Origin of the sequence: Litoribacterium kuwaitense, from assembly GCF_011058155.1 — a bacterium.
Classification (GTDB): domain Bacteria; phylum Bacillota; class Bacilli; order Bacillales; family DSM-28697; genus Litoribacterium; species Litoribacterium kuwaitense.
In genome coordinates this window covers 159254-174000 of the sequence record NZ_JAALFC010000003.1, presented here as the reverse complement: position 1 = coordinate 174000, position 14747 = coordinate 159254, and the positions used below count along the sequence as shown (strand labels likewise).

The following is a 14747-nucleotide window of genomic DNA, read 5'->3' as shown; positions in this document are numbered from 1 at the left end:
GGGGTGAGGACAATGGCCGAGGAAATCTTATCCCAGGGAGAGATTGACGCATTACTATCTGCGCTTTCTACAGGGGAAATGGATGCTAATCAATTAATCGAGCAAGAATCGTCAAAGAAAGTACGTGTCTATGATTTTAAGAGAGCGTTGCGATTTTCAAAGGATCAAATCCGTTCAATTTCGCGTATACACGAAAATATGGCGAGACTATTGACGACTTATTATTCAGCGCAATTGCGTACATATATCGATATCACTGTTGCATCAGTAGACCAAATTCCTTATGAGGAATTTATTCGTTCCATCTCGAATGTCAGTATTTTAAACGTCTTTGAAATGGCGCCTTTAGAAGGTCGCATGCTCGTTGAAATCAACCCAAACGTCGGTTTCGCAATGATGGATCTACTTTTAGGTGGGCAAGGGCGGTCTCACAAGCAACAGGGAGATTTTACAGAAATCGAGATGCGTATTCTTTCGCAACTGTTTGAAAAAACGACAGATCAAATTAGAGAAGCGTGGTCGTCAATTGTTCATATTGAACCGGAGCTTGCAGAATTTGAAACAAATCCTCAATTTTTGCAAATGGTCTCGCCGAACGAAACGGTAATTGTGATCACCTTAAATACAAAAGTCGGTGAAACGAGCGGCATGATCAATATTTGTATTCCTCATATTTTGCTTGACCCGATTATTTCAAAGCTATCGGTTCACTACTGGATGCAAACGGAGAAGAGGCACCAACCTAAAGAGGCTGGTCAGCTCTTGAAAAAGCGCTTGGAAAAAGCAATGCTACCGTTAACTGCCGAGCTAGGCAGGTCATCGATCACCGTTGAAGAGTTTCTAAATTTGCAAGTCAATGACGTCATCGAGTTGGATCAGTCCATTCTTGAGCCTCTTCTCGTTCAAGTAGGGCATATACCAAAGTTCTTAGGTCAGCCTGGAACGAAAAAAAATAAATTAGCGGTTCAAATTATAGATCACGTCAAGGGGGGAGATGACGAAGATGAGTGAAAAAAGCATGCTTTCACAAGATGAGATTGACGCATTACTTAAAGGATCAGCATCTGAAGATGAAGACATGTCCCCTGAAGATATGCTTACAGAAGTGGAATCTGATGCGCTCGGTGAAATCGCAAATATTTCATTTGGCAGCTCGGCAACGGCTTTGTCTGAGCTGTTACGACAGAAAGTGGAAATTACGACACCGGATGTACGCTTAATCGAAAGGGACAAGCTTCAAGATGCGTTTCCAAGGCCTTATGTTGCAATTAGTGTGAGTTACACAGAGGGATTTGCCGGTTCAAACGTATTTGTCATGGAAACGAGAGACGCGATGATCATCGCCAACTTAATGCTTGGCGGAGATGGCACTGATCCGGCTGAGGAGTTGGGCGAATTAGAGAAAAGTGCCGTTCAAGAAGCGATGAATCAGATGATGGGATCAGCAGCGACATCAATGTCTACTGTATTTAATAAGCGTGTCGATATATCTCCACCAACGGTTGACGTGTGGGATTCAAAAAATCAAGATTTGAGCTCACTGCCTAAAGAGCCAGCCATTGCCCAAGTCTCATTTCGTTTAAAAGTTGGTCAGCTTATTGATTCTGAATTAATGCAGCTCTTGCCTATTGAATTTAGTAAAGAATTAGTCAATGAGCTTTTGTCAAGTTCAGAAAAAGAAGTTGAGGAATCAACACAACAAGACGTTCAAGGCGAAGACACCGAAGCAGCGGAAAAACATGAAAAAGGCCGAGAAGCTATGACATCCACGACAGCACAAAATGTGCAAGCGACGCAATCTAAAAAAAGCCAAGTAACGAATGAAAGAGAAGTTCAGCCTGCTGTGTTTTCTAGTTTTGATGAATCAAAATCGTTTGCAGGTGAGCTGAATAAAACGAATATAAATATGCTCCTTGACATTCCACTTCAAGTCACTGTAGAGCTTGGTCGCACGAAACGCAAGGTACAGGATATTCTTAATCTGTCCGCGGGATCAGTGATCGAATTAGACAAGCTTGCAGGAGAGCCTGTAGATATTTTGGTCAATAAGAAAAAAGTAGCGCAAGGTGAAGTAGTCGTCATTGATGAAAATTTTGGCGTGCGTGTCACCGACATTATTAGTCAAAACGACCGATTACAAAAATTGCAGTAATAAAAGGAGTGTTCCAATTTGGCTCATAAAATTCTAATTGTTGATGATGCAGCATTTATGCGAATGATGATTAAAGATATTTTGACAAAAAATGATTTTGAAGTTGTTGGTGAAGCAGTAGACGGTAATCAAGCTGTTGAAAAGTATAAAGAGCTACAACCAGACTTAGTCACTATGGATATCACGATGCCTGAAAAGGATGGTGTGACAGCATTAAAAGAGATCCGCAGCTATGATTCCGATGCAAAAGTGATTATGTGTTCAGCAATGGGGCAACAGGCAATGGTTATTGAAGCGATTCAGGCTGGAGCAAAAGATTTTATCGTGAAACCATTCCAGGCGGAGCGAGTCATTGAGGCTATTAAAAAGACACTTGAATAGAACGAACGTGCACGTATTAAAATCGTTTTGGGTTGGTTTTGGAATCACTCTTTTGCTCATCGGCTCAATGCCAGGTGTAATCAATGCCACTAGTCAAGGAAATGTAAAAGATTGGGTCAATGAAACACCAGCAAAACAGGATGTTGAAAACGATGCAGGTGCGATGACAGAGACACCGGCTTCTGAGGTTCCTGAGCACGAGGTAAATAAGGAAGATGGTAGCAGTCTTGCTTCGGATGCAATTAGAGCACTGCTTTCATTAGCTGGTGTGTTAGCGTTACTATACATTATTCTCCGTTTGATCAAACGAAAACAACAAAATGGACAGTCTAAAGGAGCCCTGGCCTCCATTGCCGGGCTTCCGCTTGGGCAACAGCGATCGATTCAGCTCGTCCAAGTTGGTCATTCTTTGTTTGTTCTTGGTGTCGGTCAACAAGTGGAGCTTATTAAAGAAATTACCGATCCCGAGGAAATCGAAATGGTATTACAGCAGCATGATGTTAACCAGAATGTGAAAGAAATTCCTTTTTCCAAAGCGTTGGCCTCAAAGCTAGATGAAATTAAACAACAGAGAAAAAACATTTCCGCAGGATGGCGGAACAATAGTGGGGATTCATCATGAATGAAATTGTTGAAGCCGCGCAGGGGTTACCTGGAATCTCGACGTCACTTCAGTTGTTGTTATTACTCACTGTTTTATCTTTTTTGCCTGCAATCCTTATTTTAATGACATGTTTTACGCGTATTGTCATCGTACTTGGGTTCGTCAGAACATCACTGGCAACGCAGCAAATGCCACCTACGCAAGTATTAATTGGTTTAGCTTTATTCCTAACTTTTTTTGTCATGGCACCGACGTTTTCAGAAATTAACGATCAAGCTTTGCAACCGATGCTCGCTGGTGAATTAACGGCGGAGGAAGCGTTTGATGAAGCGACTTTACCGCTTAAAGAATTTATGGCCGAGCACACAAGACAAAAGGATTTAGCTTTATTTCTCGGCTATTCGGGAGCAGAAAGGCCAGAAAGTATTGAAGCGATCCCTTTGACGTCTCTTGTACCGGCGTTTGCGATTTCAGAGCTGAAGACAGCATTTCAAATCGGCTTCATGATCTTTATCCCATTTTTAGTGATTGATATGGTGGTCGCTTCTGTATTGATGTCGATGGGAATGATGATGCTGCCACCAGTTATGATTTCCTTACCGTTTAAAATTCTTTTGTTCGTACTCGTCGATGGCTGGTATTTGATTGTTAAATCGTTGCTCACCAGCTACTAGACTGTAAGAAAGGAACGTATGTATGAATGCGGAAACTGTCATCGCTTTTGCTAGGGAAGGTGTTTACATCACTTTACTCGTAGCAGGACCGCTCTTGCTTATAGCATTAATCACGGGGTTAATCGTTAGTATCTTTCAGGCGACGACCCAAATACAGGAACAAACGTTGGCCTTTATTCCAAAGATTATTGCGGTGCTTGTCGGCCTCGTCGTGTTCGGTCCTTGGATGCTTACGGAAATGGTCGATTACGCGTATGAGCTATTTAACAATCTAGATCGGTTTACAGGATAACGCATGGCGGAATTTTTATTGCTATGGCCATCGTTTCTACTCATCTTAGCAAGAGTAGCATCCTTTTTTACCGTCCTACCGTTATTTTCGTATCGCAATGTTCCTGTCATTTATCGGGTCGGGTTGTCGCTCATCATCAGCTGGATGATGGTATATACGTCTGGTTCGCCAAACATTCAAGTCGATGCTTCTTATATCACGTTTTTGTTGCAGGAAATCATGATTGGCCTTGCTTTAGGGCTAATAGCGTATATATTGTTGAGCGCTTTTCAGATTGCCGGAGGTTTTATTGACTTTCAAATGGGCTTTGCTGTAGCGAATGTCATTGATCCGCAAACAGGAGCGCAAAGCCCGCTTGTCGGACAATATTTGTATACTTTTTCACTATTGTTTCTGTTAAGTGTGGATGCACATCATATGCTTTTGGATGGAATCTATTATAGCTATCAATTGTTACCACTTGGGCTTGAGGGTCTTGCCATTGACGATGGTCAAGCGATTCATCTTATTGTATTGGCATTTGCACGGATGTTTATGATTGCTTTGCAAATGGCCATTCCTGTTGTTGGCTGCTTATTTCTTGTCGATGTCGCTCTAGGCATTATGGCTCGAACCGTTCCGCAAATGAACGTATTTGTTGTCGGTCTGCCATTAAAGATATTGGTCAGCTTTATCATGCTTTTTATCGTCATGCCGGCATTCTTTATGCTTGCAGATGAACTGTTCGATCTTCTCCTGACGACGATGCGCAATGTAATGCAGGCTTTGGAGGGAATGGAATGAAGCGCTTGTCCCCAATGGTGTTAGACTTACAATATTTTGCTCAAGAAAAAACAGAAAAAGCGACCCCGAAGAAGCGGCAAGATACGAGAAAAAAAGGGCAAGTCGCAAAAAGCGCTGACGTCAATACGGCCATTATTCTTCTCTTTGTTTTTCTTTTCTTTGCCATTGCTGGCGGCTCGATGAAAGACAAAGTGCTAGCGTTTTTTATCACCGCTTTTACAGAAGACATTTTCTTGACGCTTAATATACATAACGTAATGGAGATGTTTATCGTTGTCCTGACTGAAGTTGCGTGGCTTTTACTTCCGATTATGGCCATTGCTGGGGTAGGTGCCTTTCTAGGAAACATCATTCAAGTGGGCCCTATGTTTTCAGGCGAGGTTGTAAAAATGAAGCTCGATCGTCTAAATCCACTGCAAGGGTTTAAGCGAATTTATTCATTGCGGGCACTTGTAGAATTTGTAAAATCTATGCTTAAAATCAGCCTCGTTGGTTTTTGTACATTTTTAGTCATTTGGCTCAACATGGAAGAACTGGTAAGGCTAACGTTAAAGCCACTCGAAGCTTCCTTGCATTTTTTCGCTTGGACGACAGTCGTCATGGGGTTAGCTGCGTCACTTCTATTAATCTTTTTAGCTGCACTTGACTATATGTATCAACGTTACGATCACGAAAAAAACATTAAAATGTCTAAGCAGGACGTAAAAGATGAATATAAAAAAATGGAAGGCGATCCACTGATCCGTTCCAAACGAAAAGAGAAACAAAAGCAATTGGCTATGCAGCGCATGATGCAGGAAGTACCGAATGCTGACGTCGTCATCACGAACCCGACGCATTATGCAGTAGCCTTAAAGTATGACGAAGAAATTTCTGAAGCGCCGTTCGTTGTCGCTAAGGGACAGGATTACATGGCACAAAAGATCAAAGACAGCGCTCGCAAACATAACGTTGCCATTGTTGAGAATAAACCAGTTGCGCGTGCATTATACGCACAGTTGGATATTCGAGATCAAGTGCCTGCAAGCATGTTTCAGGCAGTTGCAGAAATTCTTGCATACGTATATCAGTTGAAAGAAAAAATGAAGTCAACCCGGTCGAAGGAGGGACGTAGATGATCGCAAGAGATTTTTCCGTGCTTACATTTGTTATTTTAATCATCCTGATGCTCGTCATCCCGTTACCTCCTGTTTTACTAGACTTGCTCATTATTGCGAATATCGGACTGTCTCTTGTCGTCATTCTCGTCTCGATGAATATGAAAGAGCCTTTGGAATTCTCTATTTTTCCGGCGCTTCTTCTTTTATTGACACTTTTTCGCCTCGGATTAAATGTGTCGACGACCCGGGCAATTCTTTCTGACGCGAATGCTGGAAATGTCATCGATACATTCGGTGACTTTGTTGTTGGTGGTAATGCGCTAGTCGGGCTTGTTGTTTTCCTCATCTTAGTCATCATTCAGTTTGTAGTCATTACAAAAGGTGCAGAACGTGTTTCTGAAGTAGGTGCACGCTTTACATTAGATGCGATGCCAGGAAAACAAATGAGCATTGATGCAGATTTAAATGCGGGGATGATCACAGACTCACAGGCGAAAGAACGTCGTGAAAAAATAGAAAAAGAAGCCGATTTTTATGGATCGATGGACGGAGCAAGTAAGTTTGTCAAAGGAGATGCGATCGCAGGGGTCATCATCGTCCTAATTAATTTAATTATGGGTATGGTCATCGGTATGGTGCAAATGAAACTCTCTTTTGGTGAATCGGCGCAAATGTTTACGCTATTGACCGTCGGGGATGGCTTAGTCAGTCAAATTCCTGCCTTACTCGTGTCGACAGCGACAGGGATTGTTGTCACACGTGCAGCGTCAGAAGGTAATCTGGGCTATGACATTTCTAACCAGTTGCTTAGATTTCCTTCCATGCTCTATGTCGCTGGAGGAACCATTCTTTTATTAAGCATTTTGGCACCAATTCCTTTTCAAGTGACGATTCCGATTGCTGGTTTGTTAATCGGCGGTGGCTGGATCATTAGTCGTCAGAAGAACCGCCTTGCCGAAACAGAAGCAAGTGCAGGTGCAGAGGATGTTCCGGAGGATGAAGACCGAACGAGCCCTGAAAGTGTCATGAGCCTTTTGCATATCGATCCAATTGAATTCGAATTTGGTTACGGGCTCATTCCTTTAGCAGACACAGAGCAGGGAGGGGACTTGCTGGATCGTGTTGTGATGATTCGCCGTCAGCTTGCTTTAGAGCTCGGTATGATCGTCCCTGTCGTTCGAATTCGCGATAATATACAGCTTCAGCCCAACGAATATCGTTTAAAGATCAAGGGGACGGAGGTCGCCAAAGGGGAGCTTTTGCTTGACCATTACTTGGCGATGAGCCCCGGCTATGAGGACGAGCGAGTGGAAGGCATTGATACGGTCGAGCCTGCGTTTCAAATGCCGGCCAAATGGATTTCTGACAGCATGAAAGAAGTGGCTGAAATGGCGGGATACACTGTTGTCGACCCACCATCAGTCGTATCGACACATATCACTGAAGAAATTAAACGACATGCCCATGAATTATTAGGTCGCGAAGAGACGCAAAAGTTAATCGACCATTTAAAGGAATCGCACACCATTCTTGTCGACGATGTGACACCAGATCCATTGTCTACAGGGGCTGTACAAAAGGTATTGGCGAAGCTTTTGAAAGAGCATATTTCCATTAAAAACCTTCCGGCAATTTTTGAGGCACTGGCGGATTATGCTGCTCATACAAAAGATACCGAGCTACTTGCCGAGTACTGCCGCCAGCATTTATCTAAACAAATTACGACGCAATATGCTGGAGAACAGAATCAACTGCCAGTCATGACACTTTCTGCTGCGGCAGAGAAAACGATCGTTGAAGCGATAAAACATACAGAACATGGAAGTTACTTAAACTTAAATCCGGAACAATCTCAAGCACTCATTGAATCGGTATCTAAAGAAGCATCAAGGATGGCACAACAAAATATGACACCCGTCCTGCTTTGTTCGCCTGCAGTTCGCATGTATGTTAAAGAAGCGATTGAGAAGTATTTGCCTACGGTTCATGTCCTTTCTTACAACGAGATGGAGCCGACCGTTGAAATTCAAAGCATCGGGATGGTGAGTGTATCGTGAAAACAAAAAAAATCGTCGCTGACAACATGCCGGAAGCAATGATGAAAGTGCGTCACGAGCTCGGAAAGGATGCGGTGATTTTACATTCAAAAAAAATCAGCGCAGGTGGATGGATGGGTTTGTTTAAAAAAACGAAGGTTGAAGTCGTAGCAACCGTTGATCCCTATCCAGCAGCAAGTAAGAAAAACAATGCAGTAAAAAAAAGCATCTCTCAGCTGGATAGAAAAAAGAGTGTGCCTCAAGTACAAGTACAAAAAAGACCTGAATTCGTGAGCCAGCAATCTAGTCAAGACTGGAACCATCGTTTTCCGGCATGGGTCGCTTCCGTTGAGCATGCTTTGCGACATACAGGTTTTAGCGAAACCCATGTTGCTTCACTCATTGAAGCTAGTTTAAAACGCTGGTATACAGAAGAACATGCCCAAGCCGATCACGTAAAGACGTGGATCAATGACCAGATACGAGCACAGCTCTCCACTCTTTCACATGGACCTGTACAAGTTCACCACCGCATTGTTCAATTAATTGGGCCAACAGGCGTTGGGAAAACGACGACATTGGCGAAGCTGGCGGCACATTGTGTATTACAAAAAAAACAGTCGGTTGGATTTATTACTTTCGATACGTACAGAATTGCCGCCATTGATCAATTAAAAACATATGCCGACATTTTAAATGCTCCCGTGGAAGTCGTTTATGAAGCGAAGGACGTATCTAAAGCAGTTGAACGATTTCACGATAAGGACGTCATCTTTATCGATACAGCGGGACGAAACTATCGCGATGGCGTGCATGCAGATGAATTGCAGTCGTATCTCGTCGATGCTGAAGATGCTGTCACCTATTTAGTGTTGTCGCTAACATCAAAATATGAAGATATGAAAAAGATTTATGGTAATTTCCACAACATCCCAATTCATAAGTTTATATTTACAAAAAAAGATGAGACATCGTGCTATGGGTCTATGTTTAATATGATGATCGATCACCAACTAGGGGCCGCGTACGTCACCCATGGTCAAGATGTACCCGAGGACATCTTGTCTGCGAATGTGGAACAGTTAGCCTCACTCCTAGCGGTGAAAAGAGAATGAGTGTAAAGGATCAGGCTGATCGTTTAAGGCAGCTTGTTGTTGACGACAGAGAAGAAGTGTCAGCTGAAAATCATTATCGAAGCGTCTGTGTCATTAGCGGAAAAGGTGGCGTGGGAAAAACAAGCCTCTCGGTCAATTTAGCGCTCGCATTAGCGATAAGTGGACAGAGGGTGCTCGTCGTAGACATGGATATCGGCATGGGGAATGTCGAGGCGGTCATAGGCGTATATGCAAAAGCAACAATGGCGGATGTATTAAATGGTCAAGACCCACGTTATTGCGTGCAACAGACGCCATTCTCTGTAGACTTTATTGCCGGGGGAAATGCACTTCTCAACGTCGACCAGAAAAAAGAGCAAATGAATGAAGCATTACAAGCAATGGAGCGGCTGTTTTCTTCTTATCATTATGTGCTGTTCGATTTAGGGGCAGGTGTTTCAGACCGCTTTGTACCGATCGTCACTTCGGTAGACGAACTGATTGGCGTTACAATTCCTGAGCCGCCGGCATTAACGGATTTATATGGCGCTCTAAAATGGGTGCACTACCAAGATCCATTGATTCCTCTTAAATTGGTAGTGAATAAGGCTGCCACAAAAAAGAAGGGCTACAGGCAGCCAAACGAATTTCAGAAGTTGCAAAACGTTTCCTGCATACAAACATTCATTATTTAGGAGCTGTTCCTGAAGATACTGCTGTGAGTCAAGCAGTTAAAGCACAAAGACCATTTATTGACGCTTATCCATCATCCAAGGCAAGTTTAGCAGTTCAAGAGATAGCGGCCTTTTGGACAGGACAGGATAGCATAACAGTAAAATCCATGTCATTTATAGAAAGGTTGACATGGAAATGGAGGGGGTTCCGAGATGGAGATCATTCGCGTATTGGTCGTCGATGATTCAGCGTTTATGAGAAAGCTCATTCGTTCCTTTTTGGATGAGCACCCTCGAATCACTGTCATAGACACAGCGAGAAATGGGCAAGAAGCAGTCGAAAAAGCGATGCAGCTTCAGCCTGATGTCATTACGATGGACGTTGAAATGCCAGTGAAGAATGGCTTAGATGCCGTCAGTGAAGTCATGGAAAAATCGCCTTGTGCCATTATCATGCTTTCAAGTGTAACGAAAAAGGGTGCTGAATTAACTCTTGATGCGATGCAGCGTGGAGCGATGGAAGTTGTGCAAAAGCCATCTGGGTCCATTTCGCTAGACCTTGAACTTTGTAAGGATGAACTCATTGAGAAAGTTTTGAACGCTCCCTTTGCAAATCCATTACCTCGTCCACGACGAGAACAACGTTTCGTCGCTGTACAGGATGAGAAGCGTACGTCTAAAGATTCGGCACTTAAGAAAACAGCAGATGTCGTCTTAATTGGCACATCGACTGGCGGTCCTAAAGCACTATCCGCCATTATTCCTAAACTGCCAAAAAATTTCCCTGTCCCAATTTGTATCGTACAGCATATGCCTCCTGGCTTTACTGATTCATTAGCTAAACGGTTGAATATGCAATCTGAGCTTCAAGTGAAGGAAGCTTCTCACGGCGAATTGATGAAGGCGGGGTCCGTCTATATCGCTCCGGGTGGGAAGCACGTTCTCATCGAAAAAGTCGGCCACGCTCTTGCCTTGAGCTTGAGCCAGACACCGGTCCACAAGCATTGTCCATCTGTTGATGTTTTGTATCAATCAGCGGCGAATATTCCTGGACTTAAAACCATTTCAGTTATTCTCACAGGGATGGGGAAGGACGGTTTAGATGGAGTGAAAGCATTAAGGAAACAAAGAGATCATTATTGCATTGCTCAGTCTAAGCGAACGTCTGTTATACATGGAATGCCAGGAGCAATTATTCAAGCTGGATTACACGATGACGAGACAGATTTAGAACATATCGCCCGTACACTTTGCCAAACACTTTTACCCGCTGGGGGGAGATCCAATGGAAACGAACCAATATCTTGATGTGTTTATCGATGAAAGTAAGGAACATCTTCAGGCGATCAATGCGAGCCTCCTTGAGTTAGAAGACCATCCAGATGATATCGGCCAAATTGAGATCATTTTTCGCGCAGCACATACAATTAAAGGCATGTCAGCAACGATGGGCTTTGACGATTTGGCGAAGCTGACCCATCATATGGAAAATGTCTTAGATTTAATTAGAAACCACGAGCTTTCTGTCACTCAACAAGTGATCGATACCGTATTTTCAGCTGTGGACGGTATGGAAGCCATGGTTGATGATGTCGCTAGCGGAGGTGATGGGAAACATGATGTTACTGACATCGTGGAGAGATTATCACGCATAGAGCAAGGCGAGGAGGAGGGCACGCTAGAAGCGCAAGAGGCTGTCACAGCAGATGGAGAGATTTATGAGCTCGCTCTAGATTCGTTTACGCAAACTGTCATTGATCAGTCTCTTGACCAAGGCTACGAAGTCGTTCATATGACAGTTTACATATCTCAGGACTGCTTGCTGAAAGCTGCTAGAGCCTTTATGGTCTTTGAATTAATGGAAAAAAAGGAGATATCGTCTTTGCGAAGCCATCAGTGGAAGACTTAGAAAAAGAAGATTTTGAAGATCACTTCCAACTCGTCTTAATTACAAAAGAGCAGGTTGAAGATCTACAAGCGGCTGTCATGAAAGTATCTGAGATAGAGGGAGTCGACATCGCACCATTAGAAAAGCAAGGTGAGAAAAAGTCAACTGCTCAATCTCAAGAGCTTGAAGCGCAAAATGCAGAAGTACCAACACAAACAAAACCCGAGTCTACGCCAGCTGTGCAGAATTCTAAGTCATCAGCTTCGAGTGAGCCACCTAAAAAGTCTCAAGCTTCGTCGAAGACAATCCGAGTGAACATTGACAAATTAGATCACCTAATGAACTTATTTGAAGAGTTAGTCATCGACCGAGGACGACTTGAACAAATTGCAAAAGAGTTAGGTCACTTGGATTTGAATGAAACGGTAGAACGGATGATTCGAACGTCTCAAGACCTACAAAGTATGATTTTAACAATGCGTATGGTTCCGGTTGATCAAGTGTTTAATCGATTTCCGCGCATGGTGCGCCAGTTAGCTCGAGATTTGCAAAAGGAAGTCAGCCTTGAGATTCACGGCGCTGATACAGAGCTTGACCGTACGGTGATCGATGAGATTGGCGATCCGCTCGTTCATTTAATCCGAAATGCACTTGATCATGGTATAGAGGCCCCGGAAGTTCGCAAACAAGCAGGTAAAGAGGCGACCGGCCACCTCCGTTTGTTCGCTTATCACAGTGGTAACCACGTATTTATCGATATTTCTGATGATGGTGGAGGAATACACGCGGAAAAAATACGTAACACCGCGGTCGAGCGAAATATTGTGACTCAAGATCAAGCTGAGCAGCTAACTAATCAGCAAGTATACGAGTTAATGATGGCACCGGGCTTTTCAACAGCCGATGAAATATCAGACGTTTCTGGACGCGGGGTTGGTCTCGACGTTGTCAAAAATACGATCGAGTCTCTAGGAGGACAGATTTCGATTCAATCGTCACTAGGCGAAGGAACGACGTTCTCAATTCAGCTGCCGCTGACTTTATCGATTATTTCGGTCATGTTAACGAAAATTGAAGAGGAAACGTATGCGATCCCTCTTTCTTCTATTATAGAAACAGCAATTATTAAAAAAGAGGAAATCATGCAAGCTCACCAACAATCGGTCATTGACTTTCGTGGGAAAATTGTCCCGCTTGTCTATTTAGATAAAGTATTTGACGTTGAGAAGAGTGAGGCTATCAATGACCAACATTTGTCTGTCTTAGTCGTTAGAAAAGGAGAAAAGATGGCTGGGCTTGTCGTTGATGAGCTCATTGGTCAGCAGGAAGTGGTTTTGAAATCGTTAGGAGACTACTTACAAAATATATTTGCCATTTCAGGTGCCACAATTTTAGGTGATGGTAAGGTTTCGTTAATTGTTGATTGCAATTCACTCATAAAATCATGAAATTGGAGGGCTCACTTATGACAGAACAAGCGCAAAACCAGGAAATGAAGGTCATCGTTTTTCAACTAGGCGAAGAATCTTACGGAGTCCCAGTCGAACAGGTTAAATCGATCGAGCGTATGGAGTCAATTACGAGAGTACCTAATGCTCCTTCTTTTGTAAAAGGCGTTCTCAATATGCGTGGTGTCATTACGCCCATCCTTTCATTAAGAAAGCGATTTGGCTTAGATGAAGTCGACTATACAGATAAAACGAGAATGATCATTGTCACTGTAGAGCAAATGGAAGTTGGTTTAATTGTAGATGCAGCCAACGATGTCATTGATATCCAACAGCAGTCAATTGAGCCAGCCCCATCCGTTGTTGGTGCGGTTGAAGCTGAATATCTTCATGGCGTTGCGAAGCTTGAAGACCGTTTGTTGATTTTGCTTAATCTTGACAAGGTCTTGAATGAGACCGAAAAGACAACGCTCATGCAAATGGAACAGTAGCAATGAGCGAATTAACAAAGCTGAATGACATTCAGCTGGATGTATTTAAGGAAATTGGTAGTATTGGAGCTGGACATGCTGCTAAAGCCTTATCAGAATTAGTGAATCGTCCAGTTCAGCTGAATGTCCCTTCCGTTGGTGTATTTACGTTTGATCATTTGCTAGATCATTTAGGTGGGGCAGATCACCCGATTCTAGCATCCGTATTTCGGGTGGAGGATGATGTGAAGGGGTGGATGTTTGTACTCTTTGAACATGAAGCCGCACGTTATTTGCTTGCTGAGCTCTTAGGAGAAACAAATGTAAGCAACTGGGAAGAGGACTTAGCGGTGTCGGCGATCGGAGAGATTGGGAATATTGTTCTCGGCGCTTATTTAACAGCACTTAATCAGTTAACAGGTCTCCGTATGGCGCCCTCGATCCCAAACGTCGTCTTCGATATGGTCGGTGCTGTTCTTTCTCAAGGATTGGCTGAAGCGTCACCATACGGAAATGAAGTTTTGCTCATTGATACGACGTTTGTCGAGGCAGATCATGCGACATCACAATTTCTCTTTATGCCTGATTTGGAAAGCTACAGCCGTCTATTGACTGCACTTGGAATGGGGAAAGTATGATGGTGACTTCGGACGTAAGCAGGGTAGGAATCGCTGATGCAGTGTTTGCCAAAGATGATCAATTGTTAACTGCTGCAGGATTAGGCTCATGTGTCGCTGTTGTCCTGTATTGTCTTGACAAGCGGGTGGCAGCGATGGCACATATTATGCTTCCAAACTCATCCATTGATCGTGGAAGCACGATAACAATGCCTGGAAAATATGCAGACACGGCAGTGCCTCATTTATATCAACTTGTAAAAGAACGTGGAGCGGTTCACATTCGTGCAAAGATAGCTGGAGGCTCACAAATGTTTAAACTTAGCCAAAAAGGCCAGATGAACATTGGTCCGCGGAACGTGGATGCGACAAAGCATGAGCTCGCAAGACATCGGATTGCACTTCTTGGCGAGCATGTAGGTGGTCATCAAGGGAGGACGGTAACCTTTTCCCCCAGAACGGGTGTTTTGAAGGTCAAATTATTTCAAAAGGGGACGTTTGACATATGAGCACACTTGCGATAAGGAGGGATCA

Annotated in this window: 15 protein-coding genes and 1 pseudogene; all 16 read left to right on the top strand. The window is 43.4% G+C overall.

Annotated features, from left to right (window positions below; all coding sequences use genetic code 11):
• The first annotated feature begins 12 nt into the window (after positions 1-12).
• Complete coding sequence (gene fliM, locus G4V62_RS03805; protein WP_165199419.1) at positions 13-1011, top strand: flagellar motor switch protein FliM; 999 nt, start codon at positions 13-15, stop codon at positions 1009-1011.
• Positions 1004-2152 (top strand): flagellar motor switch phosphatase FliY, encoded by a 1149-nt coding sequence (fliY, locus tag G4V62_RS03800; RefSeq protein ID WP_246218233.1) that lies wholly within the window; start codon positions 1004-1006, stop codon positions 2150-2152. The genes fliM and fliY overlap by 8 nt, the downstream gene beginning before the upstream one ends.
• A gap of 18 nt (positions 2153-2170) precedes the next feature.
• A complete protein-coding gene (locus G4V62_RS03795) occupies positions 2171-2533 on the top strand; it encodes a response regulator (RefSeq protein WP_165199418.1) in 363 nt (120 codons plus the stop codon).
• On the top strand, positions 2505-3155 hold the full coding sequence (locus G4V62_RS03790) for a flagellar biosynthetic protein FliO (RefSeq protein WP_165199417.1): 651 nt from the start codon (positions 2505-2507) through the stop codon (positions 3153-3155). Before G4V62_RS03795 ends, G4V62_RS03790 begins: the two co-directional genes overlap by 29 nt.
• The gene (gene fliP, locus G4V62_RS03785) at positions 3152-3811 is read left to right on the top strand and encodes a flagellar type III secretion system pore protein FliP (protein ID WP_165199416.1); all 660 of its coding nucleotides are present in this window, start codon (positions 3152-3154) and stop codon (positions 3809-3811) included. The genes G4V62_RS03790 and fliP overlap by 4 nt, the downstream gene beginning before the upstream one ends.
• Before the next feature lie 22 nt (positions 3812-3833).
• Positions 3834-4103: a flagellar biosynthesis protein FliQ gene (gene fliQ, locus G4V62_RS03780; protein WP_165199415.1), complete on the top strand. Its 270-nt coding sequence runs from the start codon at positions 3834-3836 to the stop codon at positions 4101-4103.
• A 3-nt stretch (positions 4104-4106) separates the two neighbouring features.
• Positions 4107-4886 carry a flagellar biosynthetic protein FliR gene (gene fliR, locus G4V62_RS03775; protein WP_165199414.1) on the top strand — a complete coding sequence of 260 codons (780 nt, stop codon included), beginning with the start codon at positions 4107-4109 and terminating at the stop codon, positions 4884-4886.
• Positions 4883-6004 (top strand): flagellar biosynthesis protein FlhB, encoded by a 1122-nt coding sequence (flhB, locus tag G4V62_RS03770; protein ID WP_165199413.1) that lies wholly within the window; start codon positions 4883-4885, stop codon positions 6002-6004. Before fliR ends, flhB begins: the two co-directional genes overlap by 4 nt.
• The gene (gene flhA, locus G4V62_RS03765) at positions 6001-8043 is read left to right on the top strand and encodes a flagellar biosynthesis protein FlhA (RefSeq protein WP_165199412.1); all 2043 of its coding nucleotides are present in this window, start codon (positions 6001-6003) and stop codon (positions 8041-8043) included. The genes flhB and flhA overlap by 4 nt, the downstream gene beginning before the upstream one ends.
• A complete protein-coding gene (locus tag G4V62_RS03760; RefSeq protein WP_165199411.1) occupies positions 8040-9137 on the top strand; it encodes a flagellar biosynthesis protein FlhF in 1098 nt (365 codons plus the stop codon). The genes flhA and G4V62_RS03760 overlap by 4 nt, the downstream gene beginning before the upstream one ends.
• On the top strand, positions 9134-9811 hold the full coding sequence (locus G4V62_RS03755) for a P-loop NTPase (RefSeq protein ID WP_165199410.1): 678 nt from the start codon (positions 9134-9136) through the stop codon (positions 9809-9811). The genes G4V62_RS03760 and G4V62_RS03755 overlap by 4 nt, the downstream gene beginning before the upstream one ends.
• 192 nt (positions 9812-10003) lie before the next feature.
• Positions 10004-11098, top strand: coding sequence for a protein-glutamate methylesterase/protein-glutamine glutaminase (locus G4V62_RS03750; protein ID WP_165199409.1), 1095 nt, complete (start codon positions 10004-10006; stop codon positions 11096-11098).
• Positions 11076-13126, top strand: a pseudogene (locus G4V62_RS03745) (chemotaxis protein CheA). Before G4V62_RS03750 ends, G4V62_RS03745 begins: the two are co-directional and overlap by 23 nt.
• A gap of 17 nt (positions 13127-13143) precedes the next feature.
• Positions 13144-13617 (top strand): chemotaxis protein CheW, encoded by a 474-nt coding sequence (locus G4V62_RS03740; RefSeq protein WP_165199408.1) that lies wholly within the window; start codon positions 13144-13146, stop codon positions 13615-13617.
• A 2-nt stretch (positions 13618-13619) separates the two neighbouring features.
• Positions 13620-14234 (top strand): chemotaxis protein CheC, encoded by a 615-nt coding sequence (locus tag G4V62_RS03735; RefSeq protein ID WP_165199407.1) that lies wholly within the window; start codon positions 13620-13622, stop codon positions 14232-14234.
• Positions 14234-14722, top strand: a complete 489-nt coding sequence (locus G4V62_RS03730; protein WP_246218232.1) for a chemotaxis protein CheD — start codon at positions 14234-14236, stop codon at positions 14720-14722. Before G4V62_RS03735 ends, G4V62_RS03730 begins: the two co-directional genes overlap by 1 nt.
• The last annotated feature ends 25 nt before the right edge of the window (positions 14723-14747 follow it).

Excerpts from the sequence above, each read along its gene's own strand:
- fliM (WP_165199419.1), top strand. The coding sequence starts at position 13 with ATGGCCGAGGAAATCTTATCCCAGGGAGAGATTGACGCATTACTATCT.
- fliY (WP_246218233.1), top strand. The coding sequence starts at position 1,004 with ATGAGTGAAAAAAGCATGCTTTCACAAGATGAGATTGACGCATTACTT.
- fliP (WP_165199416.1), top strand. The coding sequence starts at position 3,152 with ATGAATGAAATTGTTGAAGCCGCGCAGGGGTTACCTGGAATCTCGACG.
- fliQ (WP_165199415.1), top strand. The coding sequence starts at position 3,834 with ATGAATGCGGAAACTGTCATCGCTTTTGCTAGGGAAGGTGTTTACATC.
- fliR (WP_165199414.1), top strand. The coding sequence starts at position 4,107 with ATGGCGGAATTTTTATTGCTATGGCCATCGTTTCTACTCATCTTAGCA.
- flhB (WP_165199413.1), top strand. The coding sequence starts at position 4,883 with ATGAAGCGCTTGTCCCCAATGGTGTTAGACTTACAATATTTTGCTCAA.
- flhA (WP_165199412.1), top strand. The coding sequence starts at position 6,001 with ATGATCGCAAGAGATTTTTCCGTGCTTACATTTGTTATTTTAATCATC.
- G4V62_RS03755 (WP_165199410.1), top strand. The coding sequence starts at position 9,134 with ATGAGTGTAAAGGATCAGGCTGATCGTTTAAGGCAGCTTGTTGTTGAC.
- G4V62_RS03750 (WP_165199409.1), top strand. The coding sequence starts at position 10,004 with ATGGAGATCATTCGCGTATTGGTCGTCGATGATTCAGCGTTTATGAGA.
- G4V62_RS03740 (WP_165199408.1), top strand. The coding sequence starts at position 13,144 with ATGACAGAACAAGCGCAAAACCAGGAAATGAAGGTCATCGTTTTTCAA.
- G4V62_RS03735 (WP_165199407.1), top strand. The coding sequence starts at position 13,620 with ATGAGCGAATTAACAAAGCTGAATGACATTCAGCTGGATGTATTTAAG.
- G4V62_RS03730 (WP_246218232.1), top strand. The coding sequence starts at position 14,234 with ATGGTGACTTCGGACGTAAGCAGGGTAGGAATCGCTGATGCAGTGTTT.